This is a genomic window from Pseudomonas syringae group sp. 247E2, assembly GCF_032587795.1.
In the GTDB taxonomy this organism is placed as follows: Bacteria; Pseudomonadota; Gammaproteobacteria; order Pseudomonadales; family Pseudomonadaceae; genus Aquipseudomonas; species Aquipseudomonas amygdali.
The window spans coordinates 1,130,892-1,153,823 of record NZ_JAWHPK010000001.1 but is presented as its reverse complement, the minus strand read 5'-3'; the positions used below and the strand labels follow the sequence as shown (position 1 = coordinate 1,153,823).

18 protein-coding genes are annotated in these 22,932 nt (G+C 59.6%); 12 read left to right on the top strand and 6 right to left on the bottom strand.

The genetic code is table 11. From position 1 onward, the window contains the following. Window positions 1-33: 33 nt before the first annotated feature. The 4 genes from RYC18_RS05235 to RYC18_RS05220 all read right to left on the bottom strand — a co-directional run bounded on the left by RYC18_RS05235 (window position 34) and on the right by RYC18_RS05220 (window position 3,135). Window positions 34-1,242 carry an HlyD family efflux transporter periplasmic adaptor subunit gene (locus RYC18_RS05235; RefSeq protein WP_005746740.1) on the bottom strand — a complete coding sequence of 403 codons (1,209 nt, stop codon included), beginning with the start codon at window positions 1,240-1,242 and terminating at the stop codon, window positions 34-36. Between the two features lie 76 nt (window positions 1,243-1,318). Beyond that, the gene (locus tag RYC18_RS05230; protein WP_004659671.1) at window positions 1,319-1,807 is read right to left on the bottom strand and encodes a MarR family winged helix-turn-helix transcriptional regulator; all 489 of its coding nucleotides are present in this window, start codon (window positions 1,805-1,807) and stop codon (window positions 1,319-1,321) included. Between the two features lie 149 nt (window positions 1,808-1,956). Then, complete coding sequence (locus RYC18_RS05225; RefSeq protein ID WP_003368536.1) at window positions 1,957-2,568, bottom strand: tRNA-(ms[2]io[6]A)-hydroxylase; 612 nt, start codon at window positions 2,566-2,568, stop codon at window positions 1,957-1,959. Window positions 2,569-2,664: 96 nt separating this feature from the next. Continuing rightward, on the bottom strand, window positions 2,665-3,135 hold the full coding sequence (locus RYC18_RS05220) for a DUF1289 domain-containing protein (RefSeq protein WP_002554470.1): 471 nt from the start codon (window positions 3,133-3,135) through the stop codon (window positions 2,665-2,667). Between the two features lie 402 nt (window positions 3,136-3,537). Between RYC18_RS05220 and acnB the strand changes: the two genes are divergently transcribed. The 4 genes from acnB (at window position 3,538) to RYC18_RS05200 (ending at window position 8,843) form a co-directional block, all read left to right on the top strand. After that, on the top strand, window positions 3,538-6,138 hold the full coding sequence (gene acnB, locus RYC18_RS05215; protein WP_004665908.1) for a bifunctional aconitate hydratase 2/2-methylisocitrate dehydratase: 2,601 nt from the start codon (window positions 3,538-3,540) through the stop codon (window positions 6,136-6,138). Window positions 6,139-6,416: 278 nt separating this feature from the next. Further along, window positions 6,417-6,989: a manganese efflux pump MntP gene (gene mntP / locus RYC18_RS05210; protein WP_005746742.1), complete on the top strand. Its 573-nt coding sequence runs from the start codon at window positions 6,417-6,419 to the stop codon at window positions 6,987-6,989. A gap of 299 nt (window positions 6,990-7,288) precedes the next feature. Continuing rightward, complete coding sequence (locus tag RYC18_RS05205; RefSeq protein WP_010194353.1) at window positions 7,289-8,452, top strand: polymorphic toxin type 44 domain-containing protein; 1,164 nt, start codon at window positions 7,289-7,291, stop codon at window positions 8,450-8,452. Next, on the top strand, window positions 8,433-8,843 hold the full coding sequence (locus RYC18_RS05200) for a hypothetical protein (RefSeq protein WP_010194350.1): 411 nt from the start codon (window positions 8,433-8,435) through the stop codon (window positions 8,841-8,843). The genes RYC18_RS05205 and RYC18_RS05200 overlap by 20 nt, the downstream gene beginning before the upstream one ends. 402 nt (window positions 8,844-9,245) lie before the next feature. Here RYC18_RS05200 and RYC18_RS05190 read toward each other — a convergent pair whose 3' ends face one another. Both RYC18_RS05190 and RYC18_RS05185 read right to left on the bottom strand, forming a co-directional pair. After that, on the bottom strand, window positions 9,246-9,461 hold the full coding sequence (locus RYC18_RS05190; RefSeq protein WP_225231445.1) for a hypothetical protein: 216 nt from the start codon (window positions 9,459-9,461) through the stop codon (window positions 9,246-9,248). A 22-nt stretch (window positions 9,462-9,483) separates the two neighbouring features. Further along, window positions 9,484-14,343 (bottom strand): NAD-glutamate dehydrogenase, encoded by a 4,860-nt coding sequence (locus RYC18_RS05185; protein ID WP_117139673.1) that lies wholly within the window; start codon window positions 14,341-14,343, stop codon window positions 9,484-9,486. 368 nt (window positions 14,344-14,711) lie between these two features. On the opposite strand from RYC18_RS05185, the gene RYC18_RS05180 reads away from it, so the two are divergent. From RYC18_RS05180 to RYC18_RS05145, 8 genes are all read left to right on the top strand, one after another. Next, the gene (locus tag RYC18_RS05180; RefSeq protein ID WP_002554474.1) at window positions 14,712-15,071 is read left to right on the top strand and encodes a hypothetical protein; all 360 of its coding nucleotides are present in this window, start codon (window positions 14,712-14,714) and stop codon (window positions 15,069-15,071) included. A 46-nt stretch (window positions 15,072-15,117) separates the two neighbouring features. Continuing rightward, complete coding sequence (locus RYC18_RS05175; RefSeq protein WP_005781824.1) at window positions 15,118-15,864, top strand: amidohydrolase family protein; 747 nt, start codon at window positions 15,118-15,120, stop codon at window positions 15,862-15,864. 210 nt (window positions 15,865-16,074) lie between these two features. Then, a complete protein-coding gene (locus RYC18_RS05170) occupies window positions 16,075-17,034 on the top strand; it encodes an AAA family ATPase (protein ID WP_002554476.1) in 960 nt (319 codons plus the stop codon). Between the two features lie 4 nt (window positions 17,035-17,038). Continuing rightward, window positions 17,039-17,983, top strand: a complete 945-nt coding sequence (locus tag RYC18_RS05165) for a DUF58 domain-containing protein (protein ID WP_005781821.1) — start codon at window positions 17,039-17,041, stop codon at window positions 17,981-17,983. Continuing rightward, window positions 17,980-18,474, top strand: a complete 495-nt coding sequence (locus RYC18_RS05160) for a DUF4381 domain-containing protein (RefSeq protein ID WP_005746750.1) — start codon at window positions 17,980-17,982, stop codon at window positions 18,472-18,474. The genes RYC18_RS05165 and RYC18_RS05160 overlap by 4 nt, the downstream gene beginning before the upstream one ends. Beyond that, window positions 18,467-19,525 carry a vWA domain-containing protein gene (locus tag RYC18_RS05155; protein WP_057402598.1) on the top strand — a complete coding sequence of 353 codons (1,059 nt, stop codon included), beginning with the start codon at window positions 18,467-18,469 and terminating at the stop codon, window positions 19,523-19,525. Before RYC18_RS05160 ends, RYC18_RS05155 begins: the two co-directional genes overlap by 8 nt. After that, window positions 19,522-21,240: a VWA domain-containing protein gene (locus RYC18_RS05150; protein WP_316883920.1), complete on the top strand. Its 1,719-nt coding sequence runs from the start codon at window positions 19,522-19,524 to the stop codon at window positions 21,238-21,240. The genes RYC18_RS05155 and RYC18_RS05150 overlap by 4 nt, the downstream gene beginning before the upstream one ends. Further along, a complete protein-coding gene (locus RYC18_RS05145; protein ID WP_316883918.1) occupies window positions 21,237-22,895 on the top strand; it encodes a BatD family protein in 1,659 nt (552 codons plus the stop codon). The genes RYC18_RS05150 and RYC18_RS05145 overlap by 4 nt, the downstream gene beginning before the upstream one ends. The last annotated feature ends 37 nt before the right edge of the window (window positions 22,896-22,932 follow it).

Below are 22,932 nucleotides of genomic sequence, written 5' to 3'. Positions count from 1 at the left end.
CGGCCAAGTGGCCGGGGTTCACGGATTGGCGGTTCAGCGCTGAACGGCAGTCTTGCCACTGGAAGCACTGTTCTCGTGAATCAGACGGGCGATCAACGCATCAGCGTCGGCCAGCTGCGCGGCGTAAACCTGAGTGCTGAAAGCGGCCTGCTTGCGCGGCTGTTGCGCCAGCACCGGACCGCTCTGGTCATGCAGATTGACCTCGACGGTGGTCGACAGACCGATGCGCAACGGATGCTTCGCCAGCTCTTCAGGGTTGATATGTACACGGACCGGCACACGCTGGACGATCTTGATCCAGTTACCCGTCGCGTTCTGTGCCGGCAACAGCGCAAAGGCACTGCCGGTGCCTGCGCCCAGGCTGTCGATGGTGCCGCTGTACTTCACATCGCTGCCATACAGGTCGGAGCTGATCTCCACTGGTTGACCGATGCGCATCTTGCCCAGTTGGGTTTCCTTGAAGTTGGCATCGATCCACAACTGATCCAGCGGGATCACAGCCATGGTCGCGGTGCCCGGCTGGATGCGCTGGCCCAGTTGCACGCTGCGCTTGGCCACATAACCGGTGACCGGCGCTACCAGCGTACTGCGTGCATTGGCCAGAAAGGCCTGACGCAACTGGGAGGCAGCAGCCTTGACGTCGGGATGTGAAGAAACAACCGTGTCATCGACCAGCGCCACGCTGGTGCTCAACTGCTGCTGAATGTTGTTCAACTCACTTTGCGCGCTGGTCAGGCTGTCTCTGGAATGCGACAGCTCTTCCTGGGAAATCGCCCCGCCCGCAGCCAGACTGCGCCGACGGTTGTAGTTCTCCTGAGCGGTCTGCACGGCGGTGCGCTGCGCAGCCAGTTGTGCCTTCATGCCATCGACATTGCTGTACAAACCACGCACCTGACGCACAACCTTACCCAGATTGGCCTCGGCGCTTTGCAGCGAAACTTCGGCATCGCTCGGGTCGAATTTGAGCAACACCTGCCCTTCGTGCACCAGATCGCCGTCGTCGGCACCAATGCTGATAACGGTTCCGGTAACCAACGGGGTGATTTCGACGACATTGCCATTCACGTAGGCGTCGTCGGTCTCTTCGCTCCATTGGCCGTAAAACTCGTACCAGGCCCAGATGGCCAAACCAAGAATCACGACGATGACGGCGAGCCCGATCAGCAGGAACTTGCGCTTGCCGGGCTTCGGCGTTTGCTGCGAGGACGGGGCAGATGTGTTTTCAGTGGCGGCAGTGGCCATGGCAGTTACCTTTTTATCAGCGAAGCGGCGAGACAGGAACGAGCGGCAGGCGCACGCCTGCCGACAGGTCTGCCGCTCAGCTTTTAGCTTTGGGGTTGAAGCTCAGACGAGTCAGGGTGATGTGGTCATCGGCGGCCACCAGTACCTTGGTGAGAATCCTTGTCAGGGTCTCGACCTCATCACTGTCGAGCGCTGCAAAGGTGTCATTCATGGCGTCCGCACCAATCTGCGGCAGCAGGTCCGAGAGCGCCTGCCCCTGCTCCGTCAGCGCCAGGCGCACCTGGCGACGATCAGTCGCTGACCGCTGGCGCACGACCAGCCCTTTCTGCTCCAGACGATCGAGCATGCGGGTCATCGAACCGCTGTCCAGCGACAGGTGACGACACAATTCCACAGGGGTGTCGGTCGAGAACTGGGCAATGATGATCAGCACCTTGAACTGCGCGAACGTCACGTCATAAGGCAGCAGGTACTTGTCGAGCATGCGGTCTTTGAGCGCATTGGTACGACCGACCAGCAGCCCGATCAGGCTGGAATCGAAATTGTCGGGGCTGAAATGTTTCAAGAAGTCATCCAGATAGCTGCCTAGGCAGTGATTGCAAAATATTACTGCCTAGGCAGCCGTTGTCAAAGCATTTATTAGCTTGCTTACTAAATACCCATAAAAAAACGACCGCTGGCAAGGCGGTCGTTTTTGAAGGTGCGCGCGGGGAATCAGGCGGCGACGGGCACACCACTGTGAAAGCGAAACTCTTCGTCAGGGCTTTCGATCAGCTCACGCTCGGCCAGACGGATTTCCTCGATCTTGGCATCGACATCAGCCTTGTCGCCGTAGCTGTAAGCCAGCTTGAGATAATCCTGAAAATGCCGCGCTTCGGATTTCAGCAGGCCGCCGTAGAATTTGGCCAGTTCTTCGTCCAGGTGAGGCACCAGCGCAGCGAAGCGCTCACAGGAACGGGCCTCGACAATGGCACCGACGATCAGCGCGTCGGTCAGTCGGTAAGGATTGTGATTGCGCACAAGTTTGCGCAGCGCTCCGGCATAACGCGCCGAGCTGATGTTGGCCATAGGGATCTGGCGCTTTCTGATGATGCTGATCACTTGCTCGAAATGGCGCAGCTCTTCCCGAGCCAGACGCGACATCTTGCTCAACAGGTCGAACTTGTCGTTGTACTGAAACATGAACTGAAACGCAGCCCCGGCCGCCTTCTTCTCATTGTTCGCATGGTCGATCAGCAAGATATCCAGGTTGCGCAACGCGGCCTGAACCCAGCTGTCGGGGGTGCGGCAAAGCAGAAAGGCTTCGATTTCGGGGATCGGGTACATAAGCTCACAGAATGACAGAGAGACAAAGCCCGGCATTATACGAGGAGCGACGATGCCTCGCGATACAAATGCATGCAGTGAAGGACGGCTGCCTGATCAGGCCCCGAACGCATCGCGCAGAAAGCCCGGTGCGATGTAACGCTGATAATGCGCCTCGGACAGCAGGAAAAACTCGCGATCGATCGCATCGCGCAATTCCGGCAGCGTCCAGTCACGAAACTCCGGCAGCAGCACAAAGCCGTAGGCCTCAACCTGACTGATGACCCGTGCGCCGCGCGCGATCAACTGGTAGGCCCAGCAATACTCGGACTGGTGCGGCACGAAACGGATCTTGCGCTGGGTGAGCTGCGCGCGCAGCTTGTCGGCATCGAAGACTTCAAGCTTGGCAGTCATCACCTGGACCAGCAATTGTTCCAGACGCAGCCATACCGCTCTTTTTTCATCCTCGTTATAGCCGTTCCAGTGGATGACCTCGTGGTGGAACCGCTTGCAGCCACGGCACACCAGGTCCCCGTAAACAGTGGAGCAAAGGCCGACGCAGGGGGTTTTGATAATGTAATCAGGCATGTCAGGCAGGACTGGGGAAGGCGAAACAGGGGCTCATGTTAGCCCTTTGTCTAAGCAAGTTCACCCCCGAAGATGTAGGGGCTAACTTACCTTTAGCGAAGTTTTGGCGTAGAATCAGCGAGCCTTTTAAGGCGCCAATGTCCGTTGGAAGCTGTTTTCAAAGCGTCACGAGCACAGTCAGGTTAACCCCGCATTGCGGCGTCGACAGGCCATTCCCTCATCAAGAATGGCCGTGTCGACCGTCACTCCCCCCGTTCTGCAGGCGTAAAACTTTGAAAACAGCTTCTGTTAGGAATCGCCGACACCCTGCCAACAAGGCTCAATAAGCCTTGCGTGGGTACGGACGATTTCTGGATGAGCGTCCCGGACACCCATTTGGGACCACTGATGAGGGTTAATACTGTGCTTGAAGCCTACCGTAAACACATCGAAGAGCGTGCCGCCCAGGGCATCGTGCCCCAGCCGCTTAACGCCGAACAAACTGCAGGCCTGGTCGAGCTGCTGAAGAATCCCCCGGCTGGCGAAGAAGCTTTCCTTGTCGATCTGATCACCAACCGCGTTCCGCCAGGCGTTGACGAAGCCGCTTACGTCAAGGCCGGTTTCCTGTCTGCCCTGGCCAAGGGCGAAGCCACTTCTCCCCTGATCGACAAAAAACGTGCAACCGAACTGTTGGGCACCATGCAGGGCGGCTACAACATCGTCACTCTGGTTGAACTGCTCGACGACGCCACCCTCGCGCCGGTCGCCGCCGAACAGCTCAAGCACACCCTGCTGATGTTCGATGCCTTCCACGACGTGGCCGAAAAAGCCAAAAACGGCAACGTTCACGCCAAGGCTGTCCTGCAGTCCTGGGCTGACGGCGAGTGGTTCAAGAAGCGTCCGACGCTGGCCGACAAGATCAGCCTGCGCGTCTTCAAGGTCACCGGCGAAACCAACACCGATGACCTGTCCCCGGCACCTGATGCCTGGTCCCGTCCGGATATCCCGTTGCACGCCCTTGCCATGTTGAAAATGGCCCGTGACGGCATCGTTCCAGACGTTCAGGGCTCTATCGGCCCGATGAAACAGATCGAAGAAATGCGCGGTCAGGGTTTCCCTATTGCCTACGTCGGCGACGTGGTCGGTACCGGTTCCTCGCGTAAATCGGCAACCAACTCGGTACTGTGGTTCTTCGGCGACGACGTTCCTTACGTGCCGAACAAGCGTGCCGGTGGTTTCTGCTTCGGCAGCAAGATTGCCCCAATCTTCTACAACACCATGGAAGATGCTGGCGCCCTGCCAATCGAATTCGATGTCTCGAACATCAACATGGGTGACGTGATCGACGTCTACCCGTACGCCGGCAAGGTGTGCAAGCACGACAGCGACGAAGTCATCACCACCTTCGAAATGAAGACCCCGGTGCTGCTCGACGAAGTTCGCGCAGGCGGCCGTATTCCGCTGATCATCGGCCGCGGCCTGACCAGCAAGGCACGCGCCGAACTGGGCCTGCCTGAGTTCGACCTGTTCAAGACCCCTGACCAGCCAGCCGAAAGCACCAAGGGTTACACCCTGGCGCAGAAGATGGTCGGCAAGGCGTGCGGCGTTGCAGGCGTTCGTCCTGGCACCTACTGCGAACCGAAGATGACCACCGTCGGTTCCCAGGACACCACTGGCCCGATGACACGCGACGAGCTGAAAGACCTGGCATGCCTGGGCTTCTCGACCGACCTGGTCATGCAGTCGTTCTGCCACACTGCAGCCTATCCGAAGCCTATCGACGTCAAGACGCACCACACGCTGCCTGACTTCATCATGACCCGCGGCGGCGTTTCCCTGCGTCCAGGCGACGGCATCATCCACAGCTGGCTGAACCGCATGCTGCTGCCGGACACCGTCGGCACCGGTGGCGACTCGCACACCCGCTTCCCGATCGGTATCTCCTTCCCGGCCGGTTCCGGTCTGGTGGCGTTTGCCGCTGCCACCGGCGTCATGCCGCTGGACATGCCTGAGTCGATCCTGGTTCGCTTCAAGGGCAAGATGCAACCCGGCATCACCCTGCGTGACCTGGTTCACGCCATTCCTTACTACGCGATTCAGGCTGGCCTGCTGACCGTAGAGAAGAAAGGCAAGAAGAACGCATTCTCCGGCCGCATCCTGGAAATCGAAGGCCTCGACAACCTGAGCATCGAGCAGGCTTTCGAGCTGTCCGACGCCTCTGCCGAGCGCTCGGCTGCCGGTTGCACCATCAAGCTGGCCAAAGAGCCGATCATCGAATACCTGAATTCGAACATCACCCTGCTGCGCTGGATGATCGAACAGGGTTACGGTGATCCGCGCACCCTGGAGCGTCGTGCTCAGGCGATGGAAGCCTGGGTTGCCAACCCGGAGCTGCTGGAAGCCGACAAGGACGCCGAGTACGCCGAAATCATCGAAATCGATCTGGCCGACGTCAAAGAGCCTGTGCTCTGCGCGCCGAACGACCCGGACGATGCCCGCCTGCTGTCTTCGGTACAGGGCGAGAAGATCGACGAAGTGTTCATCGGCTCCTGCATGACCAACATCGGCCACTTCCGCGCTGCGGGCAAGTTGCTGGATCAGGTCAAGGGCCAGCTGCCAACGCGTCTGTGGCTGTCGCCGCCGACCAAGATGGACGCTCACCAACTGACCGAAGAAGGCTACTACGGCATCTACGGTAAGGCTGGCGCGCGTATGGAAATGCCGGGCTGCTCGCTGTGCATGGGTAACCAGGCACGCGTGGAACCGAACTCGACTGTAGTGTCGACGTCGACCCGTAACTTCCCGAACCGTCTGGGTGACGGCGCGAACGTCTACCTGGCCTCCGCCGAGCTGGCGTCCGTTGCTTCGATTCTGGGTCGCCTGCCGACCGTCGAAGAGTACATGGGCTATGCCAACCAGATCGACACCATGGCAGCGGACGTGTACCGCTACCTGAGCTTCGATCAGATCGCCGAGTTCCGTGAAGCCGCTGCGAACGCCAACATCCCGGCCGTTCAAGTGTAAGCACGAAAGCAGGCGTTAAAAGAACCCCATCCTTGTGATGGGGTTTTTTTGGTTTGAATCATCCCCGTACATATATTTTTCACATCCGGATGGCTATAGTAGCGGCCCTTGTTGGGGAGTAGCCTGCTCTTGACTCCGGTCACTGAGCGTTCGCATCAACATTCTCGGCTGCATGCCGTGGTGCGGACACCTTCTGGTTGGCGAGACCAACGATGCATCCATGCCTAAAGTCGGGCGTGTGGTTGCGTCGTTGACTCATAGCCCGACTGGATATAACCGTGAACCCGATTTCCCTCCTCTTTCTCGCGCTTGCCATGTCCACGGACGCCTTTGCTGCGGCCCTTGGTAAAGGGGCAAGCCTGCATAAACCGCGCTTTATCGAAGCGTTGCGTACCGGTTTGATATTCGGCGCTATCGAGACCATCACTCCGGTGATCGGTTGGGGCATCGGCCAGGTCGCTGCCCGCTTTGCTGAAAGCTGGGACCACTGGATCGCCTTCACCTTGTTGCTGGTGCTGGGCCTGCACATGATCTACAACGGCATCAAGCACGATGACGATGAAGAGCAGGAAAAACCCGGCTCACACTCCTTCTGGATACTGGCAGTCACCGCATTCGCCACCAGCATCGATGCACTGGCGGTCGGCGTAGGCCTGGCGTTTGTCGACGTCAATATCATGGCCGCAGCGCTGGCTATCGGCCTGGCCACCACCGTGATGGTTACCATTGGCGTGATGCTCGGTCGCGTGCTCGGCACCATGGTCGGCAAGCGCGCTGAAATCGTTGGCGGCATCGTGCTGATCGTGGTTGGCGCAACGATTCTTTATGAGCACTTGTCTGCGGCGGCCTGATTGAGGGCCCGAGACCTATAAATGCAGAATCGAGTAGGAGGCGGGTTCACACCCGCCGTCCTCTCACACCACCCCCCGCCGACCAGCCAGAACCTTTCAGGCACTAAGATTTGTTACCACTACAACGATGTCACCCAGCACAGCCAGAAATATAGATGACATCCCGATCAGATTCTCAAGGCACTACGCGAAAATTAAGACTTCTCCTACAGACCACCTTTCACGTTTCCGATAGCCTCCCATGCGTCAACTAAACGCTGGTTATTGTTTACGGATCAAAGACATAAGGACGGCCTGCAATGATTTTTTCAGCTCGATTGGGTGACAAGCACGCCTGCCCATTGCCGGGTCACGGTACAACGCCAATCACTTCTGCATCCGGTGACGTCAACATCAACGGCATGGGCGCGGCACGTGTGGGTGATACCTGTGGGTGCGGGGCGGTCATCACTTCGGGTTTCCCCTCTATTCAAGTGAATGGCCGTCCTATGGCGCACCTGGGAAGCCCAACCAGTCACGGCGGGACAATCATCACGGGCTCCAATAATGTTGGTGGCGGCTTCGTCATGGGTGACGCGGGTGGCGCGACCATTATTAACTTCATGGCGCTGGGGGCCTTACGACCAGACGGTTCCGTGGACGACGAGAAGATGGCGACCTTGTTGGCTGACCCGAAGCTCACGGAGAAAGCCTTGGCGGCGAACGCTTTGGTAAATCCAAATGCGGCCCGTGAGAAACCTGAAGAGGAAGCTGTACCAAATGATGGACCTGAAGGCTGTACGCATCCGAACATGATGGAAAAGCTGGCGACCTACATCGCAGACGAGATGAACAACAATATCCACCACTCCTCCGTCTTGAAGATGAATAAGCTGCTCAACTATGACGTTGCGGAAGAGACTCGTAAAAAAATGGACCTGCCTTGGTACGCCCAAATAGGGAACACCAGCCCTCAAGCTATCGGCGCTTCAAACGTGGCGGCAGCCATGATCCTTTGGACTGAGCGAGTAGGCCAGGGTCGTGATTGGGACCACAAACCAAAGATCCACGCGAAGTTTGGCAGGTATCGCCATAGGCAAGGCAAGTACGACTACTACTACGATATTTGGTCCAACATTCATTACGGCTATGTGGGCATGGCCGGAGGACTCAGTGAGAGCGTCCTTTTAGACGGCGCGGGTGTCGAGCAGATTGTTTCTGATCAATTACGACGGTGGGGAGAGCAGATATTCGAAGCCAAAGAAGATCAGAGACTCAAAGGACCTCATGCCACTGAGGGCGTAGAAGGGATGCGCGCATGGGATGACGTCCCGGATCGGATTTCTATTAGCATTGGCGTTAAACTCTTCTATGAGAATCCAAACGGAGGCGTCACGGCAAGAATGATCATGGACAAAGTACTCGCTGTCACACCGTCAGAATGGGGAGATGGCGCCAGTGTCCATGTCTGTGAAAAATATTAAGGCCCGGTATCTTATTGGGGCATTCATAGTTATTCCAGCGCTGTTCTGGTACGTGGCGACCCCAGTCGTTCGTGTCCATTATTCTAAAGAAGCTACAGACGAGCTTCGTGTGATTTGGAACACCCAGCACAACATCCATAAAGAAGGAATGCTACCGGGTCAGGGCACATACGATACCGGGCATATTTTCCCCAATGAGAAATTCTTTATGAACTTTGATTGGTGGAATGAAAAGAGTCTGCGGAGGTGTATAGCAATTACGCCAAAATGGGGCGGCGTGATCGACATCTACCTCGATGGCAGAGGCCGCATCGAAACTGCTAAAACTGGCCCTGACGTTATGGCTCGCTTGAAGAGATGTGAGGGTGACGCTGATCCTTTCCGGCCTTAAGGTGCCCAACCAGCCGCCCAAGAATGGGGAACACGTGTTATTGAGCACAAATGCAAAAAAATCAAGGTCCGTTACTTGTTCCTTTTCCTATTGATAGCTCCGCTGGTGGCTTGGTATTTTGCTGCTCCCGGCGTAATTGTCCACTACCCTAAAGAAACCCCGAACGAACTGCGCTTAATTTGGAACACTCACGACCAGATTACACGACAGCGAATGCTACCGGGGGAGGCGACATCGGAGTTTGGTCATGTATTCCCTGATAAGAACTTCTTCATGGTGTTCTTTTGGTGGACCGACAGAGGTTTACGAAAATGCATCGACATCACACCTAAGCGCTGGGCAACGATAGACATCTACCTTGATAGGCTGGTAGGGTCGATATCGAAAAAACATCTCCTAAGGTTATTGCCCGGCTGAAACAATGTGTGGGTGAATCTGACCCCTTTCTGCCCTAAAGAGCCCTGCCAGCAATACAAAAAAGACAATCAGCACGGCCATCATGCAGACCGAGACGACCTCCTTACGGAACACCACATCCAAGCTGGTTGCGCTTAGGCGCAACGCGCCATGCTTGTCGCACCACAAAAAAAACCGCATCTCTCGATGCGGTTTTTTCATGGCTCTACCGGTTACAAGCGGATCAGATCGTGAGGCTCTGCCCGCTCATGGCCAGGTCCAGCAGCTCACGGTTGGCAACGGCGTACATGGCGTAATCCGTGCCGCTTGCCGCACGAAGCTCGACCAGCATGGCACGCCAGCGCTCGACCATCAGCGAGTGCTGTTCCAGCCACAGGGCCAGACGCGCATCGATTTCCGAAGGGCCGTCAGCCATTTGCAGGACCGACACGGTGATCGCCCGTTGCTGCCAGTCGACATCGTCACGGAACGCTTCACGCGCCAGGGCCTGCCAGTTGTTTTCCACCGGCAGGCTGCTGATCTGTTGCAAGTACCAGGTGATGTCCAGCGCGCTGCCCACGGCAAAGTACGCCTTGGCCACGTCGGCAGCGTTCTGCCCGGTAACGTCGGAGGCTTCGATGATCGGCAGCAGCGTGTACAGATGCGTCGTACCCGCCACCATACGCGCCAACAGTTCCGGCACGCCGGCTTCGACATAAGCCTGATAACGCGTCTGCCAGATCTCGCGGGTAGGGCCGTCTTCCAGCAACTCGTCAAGCTTGAGGCCCAGTGCAGCAAGGTGCGGACCGAAGTGCGCCACGTCACGACCGGCATCCAGCTCGTTGCGACGGCTGCGCAGGAACCAGCGCGTCGCACGACGCCCCAGACGCATCAGTTCATCCATCAGCGCCAGCTGGATCTCGGCGGAAACCTTGTAGTCCAGCGCTTCGATCTGACGGAACCAGTGCGGCAGGTGGAAGATGTCGCGCACAATCACGTAAGCACCAGCCACAGCCGCAGCACTCATACCGGTCGACTCCTTGAGCCGCTGCACGAAGGTGATGCCCATGTGGTTGACCAGATCGTTGGCAATCTGGGTGCTGACGATTTCGCGTTTCAGACGATGACTGCGCATGGCCGTTGAAAATCTGGCACCCAGCGACGGCGGGAATGCAGTTTCCATATCGCGCGCCAGATAATCGTCATCCGGCACTCGGGATTCCAGCAACGCTTCCTTGAGGTCGATCTTGCTGTAGGAGATCAATACCGACAGTTCGGCACGGCTCAAGCCCTGTTTGGCCGCCACCCGCTCGGCGATCTGCTCTTCAGCAGGCAGGAACTCAATGGCGCGGTCGAGCTTGCCACGGGCCTCCAGGTCATTCATCAGACGCTTGTATTCAGCAATCCGCTCGTAAGCACGGCGTGCTGCCAGCGACAGTGCCTGAGTCTGCTTGTAATTGTTACCCAGCACCAGGTGGCCCACTTCGTCGGTCATGCTTTCGAGCAGCTGGTTGCGCTGCTTCTCGGTCATGTCACCGGCCTGCACCACCTCATTGAGCAGGATCTTGATGTTCACTTCGTGGTCGGAGCAGTCCACACCACCGGCGTTGTCGATGAAGTCGGTGTTGGTCGCGCCGCCATTGAGGCCGAACTCGACACGGCCCAGCTGGGTCATGCCCAGGTTGCCGCCCTCGCCCACCACCTTGCAGCGCAGCTCGTTGCCATCGACGCGCAGCGCATCGTTGGCCTTGTCGCCCACGTCGGCGTGCGATTCCTCGCTGGACTTGACGTAGGTGCCGATACCGCCGTTCCACAACAGATCGACCGGAGCCTTGAGCAGCGCGTGGAGCAATTCGGTCGGGGTCAGCTTGTCAGCCTTGATGTCGAAGCGCGCCTTCATCTGTTCGGTAATGGCGATGCTCTTGAGACTGCGCGGGAAGATCCCGCCGCCAGCGGACATGATGCTGGTGTCGTAGTCGGTCCAGGACGAGCGCGGCAGATTGAACAGGCGCTGGCGCTCGACAAAGCTGCTGGCCGGGTCCGGATTCGGATCGATGAAAATGTGCAGGTGGTTAAATGCGGCAACCAGTTGCAGCTTGTCGGACATCAGCAAGCCGTTGCCGAACACGTCACCGGCCATGTCGCCGATGCCGATCACACTGATGCTGTCCTGCTGGACATTGATGTCGCGCTCACGGAAGTGACGCTGCACGCCTACCCACGCGCCCTTGGCGGTGATGCCCATCTTCTTGTGGTCATAACCGGCCGAACCACCGGACGCGAACGCGTCACCCAGCCAGAAGCCGTAGTCGATGGCGATGCCGTTGGCGATGTCGGAAAAGGTCGCGGTGCCCTTGTCGGCTGCGACTACCAGATACGGGTCATCGTCGTCATGACGCACCACATTGACCGGCGGTACCAGCACACCTTCCTTGAGGTTGTCGGTGATGTCCAGCAGCCCCGAGATGAAGATGCGGTAGCAGGCAATCGCTTCAGCCTGCACCTCATCACGGTTGCCAGTGGTCGGCAGACGACGCGGCACAAAACCGCCCTTCGCGCCGACCGGCACGATGACCGAGTTCTTCACCTGCTGGGCTTTTACCAGGCCCAGCACTTCGGTACGGAAGTCTTCTTCGCGATCAGACCAGCGCAGGCCGCCACGCGCCACGTTGCCGAAGCGCAGGTGCACGCCTTCGACACGCGGCGAGTAGACGAAGATTTCAAACTTGGGCACCGGCTTTGGCAATTCGGGGATCAGGCGCGGGTTGAACTTGAAGCTGAAATAGCCCTTGCTCTGCCCGTTGGCATCAGCCTGATAGAAGTTGGTCCGCAGGGTGGCCTTGATCAGGTCCAGATAACGACGCAGGATGCGGTCTTCGTTGAGCACCTGAACGTCGTCCAGGGCAGTCAGAATCGCCTGTTCCAGACGCAGCTGCTTGTCATCCAGATCGTCGGAACCCAGCTTGCGCGCCAGGTAGAAACGGGTCTTGAACAGACGCGTCAGCTCGCGGGCAATGTCGGTGTGGTTATTCAGGGTGCTGGCGATGTAGCCCAGATCGAAGCCCAGACGAATCTGCTTCAGATAGCGCGCATAGGCACGCAGCAGCGCCACGTCGCGCCAAGGCAGACCGGCAGTCAGCACCAGACGGTTGAACGCATCGTTTTCGGCGTCGCCGCGCACGATATGCACGAACGCATCCTGCAAGGTGTCATTGAGCTGCTGAATATCGAGGTTCAGACCTTCGCCATAGGTGAAGGCGAAGTCATGAATCCAGAATTCGCGACCATTGGCGTGGTGCAGGCGATACGGGAACTCGCCCAATACACGCAGACCGAGGTTTTCAAGAATCGGCAGCACATCGGAAAGTGCCAGCGGCGTGTCGGCGTGATACAGCTTGCAATGCAATTGCTGGCGGCCACCAGCCAGTGGCTGATAGAAGCTCATCACCAGCGGATTGGTTTCGCTCAGGCTCAGCACGTGCTGCATGTCGACCACCGCCGAATGCGCAGCAAAGCGCTCGCGGTAGCCGGCCGGGAAACCTTTCGGGAAATCGGCCAGCACGTTGGTGCCGTGGGCCTCGCCAAAGCTCTCGACCACCAGACTGGCGTAGTCGTCTTTCCACGAGCGGCAGGCCTGAATGACTTCGTTTTCCAGCTGGGCAACGTCGATGTCCAGATTGACCTTCGGATCGACCCGCAGGATCAACTGCACACGCGCCAGCACGGATTCAGAGAAGAACGTCCAGAACTCGCAATCGCTGGCTTTCAGGCGATCCATCAATACCTGCTGGATCTTCTGACGCACTTCGGTGGAGTACACGTCGCGCGGCACATAAGCCAGGCAGTAGCAGAAACGGCCGTATGGGTCCTTGCGCAGGAACACGCGAATCTTGTTGCGCTCCTGGATCTGCACGATGGACATGACCGTAGTGAACAACTCATCCACCGGCGTCTGGAACAGATCGTCACGGGGCAGCACTTCGACGACCTGCGCCAGCTCCTTGCCCAGGTGCGCCTTGGCGTCGAAACCGGAACGGCGCTCGACTTCTGCGACCTTGCGACGGATGTACGGGATCTGCCGTACGCTCTCGCCATACACCGACGAGGTGTACAGGCCCATGAAGCGACATTCCTTGATGACCTTGCCCGAGGCGTCTATCTGCCGGATCGACACGTAATCCGGATAGGCCGGACGGTGTACGCGGCTTGGATGCGCCGCCTTGGCAAACGACAGCAGCACCGGCTCTTGCAGGTATTTCACTGCGTAGTCTTCGATGTGCAGCTCTTCGCGGGTCAGACCGGGGCGTAACAGTCGGGTCAGCCCCAGGAAAGACGACTCGTCATACACCAACTGGCCGCCTTCGGCGTCGTTGCGTACTTCAAACTCTTCATAACCCAGAAAGGTGAAGTGGTTATCCACCAGCCATTGCAGGAAGACCTTGATCTCGGCCTTCTCTTCGACGTCGGTATTGGATTCGTTGGCATCGATACTGGCCAGCAGCTCATGCAGACGCGCTTTCATCGGCCCGAAGTCTTCGACGGCAGCACGCACCTCGCCCAGCACCTGCTCCAGCTCGCGAGCCAGCACATTCAACTCGCTGACGTTGGCGCAGCGGTCGATCTCCAGGTACATCAGCGATTCCTGCAGCACGTCCTCGCCGGTGGTGCCCTTGGGCAGCAGCTCCAACAGTTCGCCAGCAGCGCCGCGACGCACGCTCAGTACGGTGGTCTGCAGGGTGTGGATGCTGTAACCGCGACGGTTCAGCTCGGTACGCACGGAGTCGACCAGAAACGGCAGGTCGTGATGCAGCACTTCAACGGCAGTATGAGTCGACTGCCAGCCGTGGCGCTCGTAATCAGGGTTGTAGACCCGGACCTGCGGGTGAGCGTGTTCGAAACGCTCCAGCAGGCGCCATGCGGACAAGGTGCAGCCTGCCAGGTCGGACAGACGCCGCTGGGTGAGTTCGTCGAGGGAAATGATGCCGAAGAATTGCTCGGCAAACAGCGCCACTTGTGGCAGTGCCTGTTCGCTGATGTGCTGAGCCAGTGCCGCTTGCAGTTGATGCTGGAAGTCGGCCTTGCTGGCTGCGGTGAAGAACGCCATCTGTGGTACTCCGCTTTGGCTTTTATTGGGGAGGCTTGAAGAAGGTGTTGCGACCGGTGTGCCCTTACATTCACTTGCGTGGGCATAACCTGATCGAGTGTAAAGCTAAAGTACTAACGCGCGCAGTGTCAGGGTAGTCACATTTGAATGCGGGAATAAAAAAAGCTGCGCGCATCCGACACCGTACACCACTCGTCTGCCATGCAGCTTAACGAGAGCTGACGGCGTGCTGCTTACGAGGCTGCGACATATTCGGTCATCAGGTCGCGTTAAAATCCGCACGATGGTGCCAAACATCCCCGACAAAATTTACTCGGGACTGGCAAAATCCCCCTCACGCCTCAGTTGCCAAGACCCGGAGCCACATCATGCAAATCAAGACCGCCAGCCTCATCGCCAACCCGTGCGACGACGAATACGACGACATGGCGCTGCTTTGCTGCCACGCAGAGAACGGCGTGCTGTTTTCCCTGACCCGCTTCCCGGACGAGAACGAAGTGGAAATCACTGTCAGCGATGAAAAGTCACTTAATGTGTCCAGCCTGAAAGTCAGCTTCAGTGCCGAGCGCCTGTTGGTGGAAATCACCCCGGAGGACGCGAAGCAGCTCGATGGCCACCACCAGTATGAAATTCTCCACGGCACCGACGCAGCCGAGCTGCAGGATGTTCACCACACGTTACAGATCATTCTTGAAAACGTGGGCGAGTACACCAGCACGATCAGTTAACGGGCAAAACCGCTAGAGTGAGTACTTCGCCGTAAAGGAGCCCGTCATGAACCGCATTTTCGACGCACACTGCCATATCATCGACCCGCACTTCCCGCTGATAGCCAATAACAGCTACCTGCCGGACCCGTTCGGCGTCGGAGACTACCTTGCGACGGTCCAGCCGCTGGGCGTTCAGGGCGGCGCGGTGGTGTCCGGGTCCTTTCAGGGCTTTGATCAGGGTTATTTACTTCAGGCGCTGCGCTTGCTGGGGCCGGGCTTCGTCGGTGTCACTCAACTGCCCGCCAGTGTCACCGATACTGAACTGGACACCCTCAATGCTGCAGGCGTGCGCGCCCTGCGTTTCAACCTCAAGCGTGGCGGCTCGGAGCAGCTCGACCAGCTGGAAGCGCTGGCCGTGCGAGTGCATGAACGCGCAGGCTGGCATTCGGAGCTGTACATCGACTCCCGAGAACTGGCAGAAATAGAAACCCGTCTGCTGAAGTTGCCAGCGATCAGCATCGATCACCTGGGATTGAGCGCCGAAGGATTGCCCGTGGTGCTGCGACTTGCCGAGCGCGGTGTGCGGGTCAAGGCCTGTGGTTTTGGACGCGTTGACTTTCCGGTGCGCGAAGCACTCAGGGATATCCATGCCGCCAATCCAAATGCGTTGATGTTCGGCACCGACCTGCCCTCCACGCGAGCGCCCCGCCCTTTCCAGCCTGACGATATCGAATTGCTGATCGACGCACTGGGTGAAGGCGGCGCCCGTCAGGCGTTGTGGGATAACGCCGCTGAATTCTATCGGCTCTAACCCTGCCGCATTCGACGGCCTGACCCTGTCGTCCTACACGCCCATACACAGAACATGTAGGGCAATTCCCAGTTAAATGACGTATGCGTCTCTAAATGCAATAAAAAACGCGGTAGTCGTTAGTCGATACCTGCCTGGATGGATTAAAGTATCGCCCCCAGCTCAGCAGTCACCAGACACAGCTGATCACCCTGCCAGGAACCGTCACCGATGGAACATCGTGAAGCGCTGATTGCGCTGCGAACCTTTCTTTCAACGCAGATCCTTGGCCAGGAAAAGCTGATAGAACGCCTGCTCATCGCCCTGCTTGCCGACGGTCACATGCTGGTCGAAGGCGCACCCGGCCTGGCCAAGACCAAGGCCATCAAGGAACTGGCAGAAGGCATCGAAGCACAGTTCCACCGCATTCAGTTCACCCCCGACCTGCTGCCTGCCGACATCACCGGTACGGAAATCTATCGCCCTGAAACCGGCAGTTTCGTATTCCAGCAAGGGCCGATCTTCCACAATCTGGTACTGGCCGACGAAATCAACCGTGCGCCGGCCAAGGTTCAGTCAGCGTTGCTCGAAGCCATGGCCGAACGCCAGGTGAGCGTGGGCCGCAGCACCTACGACCTGTCACCGCTGTTTCTGGTCATGGCCACCCAGAACCCCATTGAGCAGGAAGGCACTTACCCGTTGCCCGAAGCCCAGCTCGATCGCTTTCTGATGCACGTCAAGATCGGTTTCCCGGATGCCGCCGTCGAACGCAAGATCCTGCAACAGGCGCGTGGCGAAGCCCTGAATGGCGAAACCAAGCCGGAACGCCGTGTCAGCCAGCAGGCGATCTTTGCCGCACGCAAGGAAATTCTCGGCCTGTACATGGCCGATGCGGTCGAGGAGTACCTGGTGCAACTGGTCATGGCCACCCGGACCCCGGCCAAGTTCGACCCGGAGCTGGCCGAGTGGATTGCCTACGGTGCCAGCCCGCGTGGTTCCATTTCGCTGGACCGCTGCGCCCGCGCACATGCCTGGCTGGCCGGACGTGACTTCGTCAGCCCCGAAGACATTCAGGCAGTGTTGTTCGATGTATTGCGCCACCGGATCATCCTGTCGTTCGAAGCCGAAGCTGCCGGTATCGATCAGGATCGCGTGATTCAGCGCATTCTCGACGTCGTGGCCGTCGCCTGAGCCCATGCAACCCTACCTGATCCCCCAGCCGGGCATCCGCGTCAGCCTCAGCGAGCTGATCGAAATGCGTCATCGGGTGCGGGAAGTGCAGCTGTTCTCTACGCCCAGCCAACGCAGCCCGTTGATCGGCCTGCACCCCTCCAAACTGCGCGGGCGCGGCGTGGATTTCGATCAGGTGCGGGTCTATCAGGCTGGCGACGACGTGCGCAGCATCGACTGGCGCGTGACCGCACGCACTCAGGAGCCGCACACCAAGCTGTTCCACGAAGAACGCGAGCGGCCGATTTTCATTCTGGTGGAGCAAAGCCGTCGACTGTTCTTCGGCTCCGGCCTGATGTTCAAGTCGGTACTCGCGGCCCAGGCTGCCGCGCTGATCGGCTGGGCAGCGCTGGAACACAACGACAGGGTCGGCGGGCTGGTGTTCGGCGATAACGAGCACTACGAGATCAAGCCCCGACGCAGCAAACAAAGCCTGTTGCAGTTGCTCAACCGACTGGTGCGGGTCAATCAGTCACTGCACACCGAGATCCCGGCGGACCGCGATGCCTTCGGCACTGCGCTGCGTCGCGCCCGGGAAGTGCTGCGCCCTGGCAGCCTGGTCATCGTTTTGTGCGACGAACGCGCCCTTTCCGATGCTGCCGAACAACAGTTGAGCCTGCTGTCACGCCACAGCGACCTGCTGTTGCTGCCATTGTCCGACCCACTGGACCGCGCGCTGCCCGCTGCGGGCCTGCTGCGCTTTGCCGAACGCGGCGCGCAGCTGGAACTCGATACCCTCAACCCCGAACTGCGCCGCGCCTACCGGCAGCAGGGCGAAGACCGCTCTGCGCGCTGGGAATTGCTCGCGCAGAAACTGCGGGTATTGCTCATGCCCTTGAGCACCCAGGCGGAACTCGTTGAACAATTGCGCGAATACCTCAACGCAAAGCGTCCGGTGAAGCGCAAATGAATCCGCTTGATCAGCTCGAGCCGCTGATTGCTCCCGATGCCGTCGGCTTTTGGCCGCTTGCCCCGGGCTGGTGGCTGCTGCTGTTGCTGATCCCGGCAGCAGGCTGGGGCCTGTGGCGTTTGCGTGTACTGCTGCCAGTCAAGGCGCGCAAGGTTCGCAGCGAACAACCGCTGGACCCGGTTCGCCTCGCCGCCCTGGCGGAACTCGCCAGCTTGCCCAAGCCATACGATGGCGCTCCGGCAGGTGCCTGGCTGCAGCAGATCAACGGCTTGCTCAAACGCCTGTGCCGCAACCATTATCCGCATAGCCAGAGCCACACGCTGAACGGCCGTAAATGGCTGGCATTCCTCGACAATCGCTGTCCGGCGGCAGGCCTGACGCGCTGGATGATTCTGGTCGAAGGTGCCTACAAGCCCGAGTGCAAGCTGGACGACAAGGCGATCACCGGGCTGACTCAGGCGGTCGATACCTGGATCCGCAAACATGTTTGAGTTCGTCTGGCCCTGGGTTTTCGCCCTGCTGCCGCTGCCGTGGCTGATGCGTGCCCTGCTGCCCATGGCCGACAGCGGCGAGCCGGCGCTAAAGGTCAGTTTTCTCAGTGAACTCGAAGGGCTGAGTGGACGCCGCGCCAAGGCCAATCTGCCGGTCTGGAGACAGCGTGCGCCCTTTCTGCTGATCTGGCTGTTGCTGTTGATTGCCACCGCGCGACCGCAATGGCTGGGCGAGCCACTGCCAGTGGCTGCCAGCGGGCGCGACCTGCTGGTGGCGGTCGACGTGTCCGGTTCCATGGACTACCCGGACATGCAGTGGAAAAGCGATGAAGTCAGCCGACTGGTGCTGGTGCAACAGTTGCTCGGTGACTTTCTCGAGGGCCGCAAGGGCGACCGGGTTGGTTTGATCCTGTTTGGCACTCAGGCTTTTGTCCAGGCACCGCTCACCTATGACCGGCGCACTGTAAGGGTCTGGCTTGACGAGGCAAAAATCGGTATTGCAGGCAAGAACACTGCGCTTGGCGATGCTATCGGTCTGGGCCTGAAACGCCTGCGCTTGCGCCCGGCCACCAGCCGCGTGCTGGTGCTGGTCACCGACGGTGCCAATAACGCCGGTCAGATCGATCCGATCACTGCCGCGCGGCTGGCTGCCGAAGAAGGCGTAAAAATCTACCCTATCGGTATTGGCGCGGACCCCGACAAGGACGCGCTACAAAGCGTCCTCGGCCTCAATCCGAGCCTTGATCTGGACGAGCCGACGCTCAAGGAAATCGCCAGTCTCAGTGGCGGCCAGTATTTCCGTGCTCGCGACGGCGACCAATTGGAAAAGATTCGCGCCACCCTGGACAGCCTGGAGCCGGTTGCCCAGCAACCCACCCAGGCACGTCCGGCGCAGACGCTTTATCAATGGCCGTTGGCAACAGCCCTGCTGTTGAGTGTGCTACTGGTGCTGCGTGAACTGTGGCCAAACAATGCGCTGCAACGCCTGCTGACTGTCGTGCGCTCCGTCAAATGGCGTGAGCGCGTCAAAAGCCTCTGGAGGTCGCGATGATCGCCTCTCTGTGGCCGCACTGGTTTCGCCCCGAGTGGCTGCTGATCCTGCCGTTGCTGGCGCTGTTGATCTGGCGGCTCTGGCATCGGCAGAAACGCGCCGGACGCTGGCAAATGCTTCTGCCGACCCATTTTCATGCCGTCCTGCTCAACGGTGGGCGCGGCAGCAACAGCAAACTGCCGTGGATCGCACTCGGGCTGGCATGGCTGCTGGCGCTTTTCGCGTTGCTGGGCCCCAGCTGGCAACGCGTCGAACAGATCAGCCAGAAACCGGTCGATCCGCTGGTGGTGATACTTGAACTCACCCCGCAGATGCTCGCCACCGACACTGCGCCCACCCGCCTGGAACAGGCGAAACGCAAACTGCTGGACCTGTTGCAAAAGCGCAGCGATGCGCAGACCGCCATCGTCGTCTATGCGGGCAGCGCGCACACGCTGGTGCCGCTGTCCGATGACCTGATCACCAGCCATAATCTGCTGGAAGCCATCAGGCCGTCGATCATGCCCATGACCGGCCAGCGTGCCGATCTGGCGGTCCAGAAAGCCCTGCACCTGCTGAAACAGGGCGCACTGGGCCAAGGGCGAATTCTGCTGATCACCTCTTCACTTAGCGAACAGGAACGTCAGGGCATCCGTACGGCGTTGCGCGGGCAATCGCCGCCGTTGCTGATCCTTGGCATCGGTACGGCTGACGGCGCGCCGGTCATGCAGGAAAACGGCAGCCTGCTCAAGGACGATCAGGGCGCCATTCTGGTGTCGCGCCTGGACAGCAACAGCCTCAACGAATTCGCCGATCAGGTCGGCGGCAGCTATCGTCAGGCACGAGGCGATGAAGAAGATTTGCGCAGCCTTGGCCTGCTGGCCAGCCCCCAGCACATGAGCAGCGACGGGCAGGTCGTGCAACTCGATACCTGGGCCGATCAGGGCCACTGGTTCCTGCTCCCGCTATTGTTGATCGCAGCCCTGGCTGGTCGGCGCGGCTGGCTGTTCTGTCTGCCGCTACTGTTCATGTTTCCGCAAAACAGCCAGGCGTTTGAGTTTCAGGACCTGTGGCTGCGTCCCGATCAACAGGGCCAGCGGCTACTGGAACAGCATCGGCCAGCCGAGGCCGCACAACGCTTCGAAGACACGCGCTGGAAAGGCGTGGCCTTTTACCAGGCCGAAGACTATGTCAGCGCCGCCCAGCAGTTTGCCGAAGGCAACAGCGCCGCCGACCATTACAATCGCGGCAATGCCCTGGCGCGCAGCGGCGAACTGGCAGCAGCACTGGATGCCTACGAACAGGCCCTGGACCGCCAGCCGGAGTTTCCCGCTGCACAAACCAACCGGGCGCTGGTACAAAGCCTGCTGGACAAGGCCGATGTCCAGAAGCCTGCCGAGGATGAACAGAACAAGGCCGATCAGGGCGAAGAAGGCCAGCAAGCGTCACAGGACCCCAACAGCAGTGCATCGCCAGCCGATCAGAACCCGTCCCGCTCGGATCAGCCCGGTGCCAGCGAGAGCCTGCCGCCAGACGTCAGCGGTCAGGCCACCTCAGGCGAATCGGCGGACGACGAGCAAACTACCCGCCCACCGCTCCAGGCCGCAGACACCCCTATTACCGGCGAGCGGCGTCAGGAACTGGAACAGTGGCTGAGGCAGATTCCGGATGATCCGGGCGAGCTGCTGCGGCGCAAATTTCGCTACGAACAGCAACATCAGGAAAAGACCCGATGAGTCGCGTGTACACCTTATTGATCGGCCTGCTGCTGAGCCTGATCAGCTTGTCATTGCAGGCTGCGCAACTGACCGCCAGCGTCGACCGCACGCGCCTGAACGCCGGGGAAACTGTCGAGTTGACGCTGGAAACCGACGATGTCACCCAGTTTGGCAAGCCGGACATGAGCGCTTTGGAGAGCAGCTTCGAGGTGCGCGATACGCGTCAGCTCAACAGCCTGAAAACCCTGGACGGCAGCAGTCAGGCCACCACTCGATGGATCGTTACCCTGCTGCCTCGCGAGACCGGCAGCGTGTTGATCCCGTCGTTGCAACTGGGTGAGCTGAAAAGCCAGCCACTGACGCTACAGGTTCTGCAAAGCGAGCCCCAGGACCCAGGCAGCCATCTGGCGTCGATCTTCATCGAAGCGAGCCTCGATCAGGACAGCGTCTATGTTCAGGCCCAGACCGTGCTGACCCTGCGCGTCTACCACTCGGTGTCGCTGTTCGATGACAGCAGCCTGAGCCCTTTGCAAGTACCGGACGCACGGGTCGAAAAACTGGGTGATTCGCGCACCTACGAAAAGCTGATCAATGGTGTGCGTCATGGCGTGATCGAAACACGCTACGCGATCTATCCGCAGCAAAGCGGCGTGCTTAAGATACCGGCACAAGTGTTCAGCGCTACGCTGGTGCAGACGCCTGCCGAAGGCTCGCAAGGCCAGGAGGCCAGCCCGTTCGGCCCGCAACCAGGTCGATCGGTACGGGTCAAGTCCGCCGAAGTGCCGTTGACCGTCAAACCCAAACCCGCCGACTACCCGGCTGATGTCGCCTGGTTGCCGGCGCGCAGTATCAGCCTTGAAGAGAGCTGGAGCCCCGAGCCAGGCACCACTCAGGTCGGCGACTCACTGACCCGCACCCTCATACTCAAGGCCGAAGGCCTGGCCGGTGCGCAACTGCCACCCTTGCCGCCCACCGAAGTGCCCGGCCTGCGGCGTTATCCGGATCAGCCACAGCTGCGCAACCTGCCCAGTGAACGTGGCCTGATCGGCACCCGCGAAGAACGCGAGGCACTGGTGCCAACCCGCGCCGGGGCAATTGACCTGCCTGCGGTTGAAGTGACCTGGTGGAATACCCGTGAAGATCACCTGGAACACACCAGCCTGGCCGCACGTACCCTGCAGATCAGCAGCAACCCCGGCCTGGCAGTGGACACGCCGGTGAACAACGACATGAGCGGCGTGACGGTGATCGGCCCGCCGGTCTGGCCGTGGCAACTGAGCACGCTATTGCTGGCCTGCACCACCTTTTACGGTTTCGCCCTGTGGTGGCGGGCCCGCGGGCAGCCGGCAATCGCCCGGGCCGTGCAGACCGGGCCCAGCCCGCGTACCGTCCTGGATGACCTCAAACGCGCCTGCCTGGCCAACGACCCTCAAGGCACCCGTCAGGCACTCGACGCGTGGGCACGCCAGCAGCCGGAAACCCTGGCCGAAATGGCCGCGCGTTTCGTGCCGCTGTCCGATGCACTGGACGGTCTGAACGGCGCGCTTTATAGCGAGACCGGCAAGCTGTGGCTGGGTGAAGACCTCTGGCGCGCCGTGCGCAAGCTGCCCGCCGCCGAACATATCAAGGACCCGGCAGGCGATGCCGGGTTGCCACCGCTGTATCCCAAGTGAGGATGCAGCTCAGGCAACACCTCTACACGACAAGGTA

Coding starts and splice junctions, on each gene's coding strand:
- RYC18_RS05175 (WP_005781824.1), top strand. CDS start 15,118: ATGAACCGCATTTTCGACGCACACTGCCATATCATCGACCCGCACTTC.
- RYC18_RS05150 (WP_316883920.1), top strand. CDS start 19,522: ATGATCGCCTCTCTGTGGCCGCACTGGTTTCGCCCCGAGTGGCTGCTG.
- RYC18_RS05155 (WP_057402598.1), top strand. CDS start 18,467: ATGTTTGAGTTCGTCTGGCCCTGGGTTTTCGCCCTGCTGCCGCTGCCG.
- RYC18_RS05180 (WP_002554474.1), top strand. CDS start 14,712: ATGCAAATCAAGACCGCCAGCCTCATCGCCAACCCGTGCGACGACGAA.
- RYC18_RS05190 (WP_225231445.1), bottom strand. CDS start 9,461: ATGAAAAAACCGCATCGAGAGATGCGGTTTTTTTTGTGGTGCGACAAG.
- RYC18_RS05165 (WP_005781821.1), top strand. CDS start 17,039: ATGCAACCCTACCTGATCCCCCAGCCGGGCATCCGCGTCAGCCTCAGC.
- RYC18_RS05235 (WP_005746740.1), bottom strand. CDS start 1,242: ATGGCCACTGCCGCCACTGAAAACACATCTGCCCCGTCCTCGCAGCAA.
- RYC18_RS05145 (WP_316883918.1), top strand. CDS start 21,237: ATGAGTCGCGTGTACACCTTATTGATCGGCCTGCTGCTGAGCCTGATC.
- RYC18_RS05200 (WP_010194350.1), top strand. CDS start 8,433: ATGTCTGTGAAAAATATTAAGGCCCGGTATCTTATTGGGGCATTCATA.
- RYC18_RS05170 (WP_002554476.1), top strand. CDS start 16,075: ATGGAACATCGTGAAGCGCTGATTGCGCTGCGAACCTTTCTTTCAACG.
- RYC18_RS05160 (WP_005746750.1), top strand. CDS start 17,980: ATGAATCCGCTTGATCAGCTCGAGCCGCTGATTGCTCCCGATGCCGTC.
- RYC18_RS05225 (WP_003368536.1), bottom strand. CDS start 2,568: ATGTACCCGATCCCCGAAATCGAAGCCTTTCTGCTTTGCCGCACCCCC.
- RYC18_RS05205 (WP_010194353.1), top strand. CDS start 7,289: ATGATTTTTTCAGCTCGATTGGGTGACAAGCACGCCTGCCCATTGCCG.
- RYC18_RS05220 (WP_002554470.1), bottom strand. CDS start 3,135: ATGCCTGATTACATTATCAAAACCCCCTGCGTCGGCCTTTGCTCCACT.
- RYC18_RS05185 (WP_117139673.1), bottom strand. CDS start 14,343: ATGGCGTTCTTCACCGCAGCCAGCAAGGCCGACTTCCAGCATCAACTG.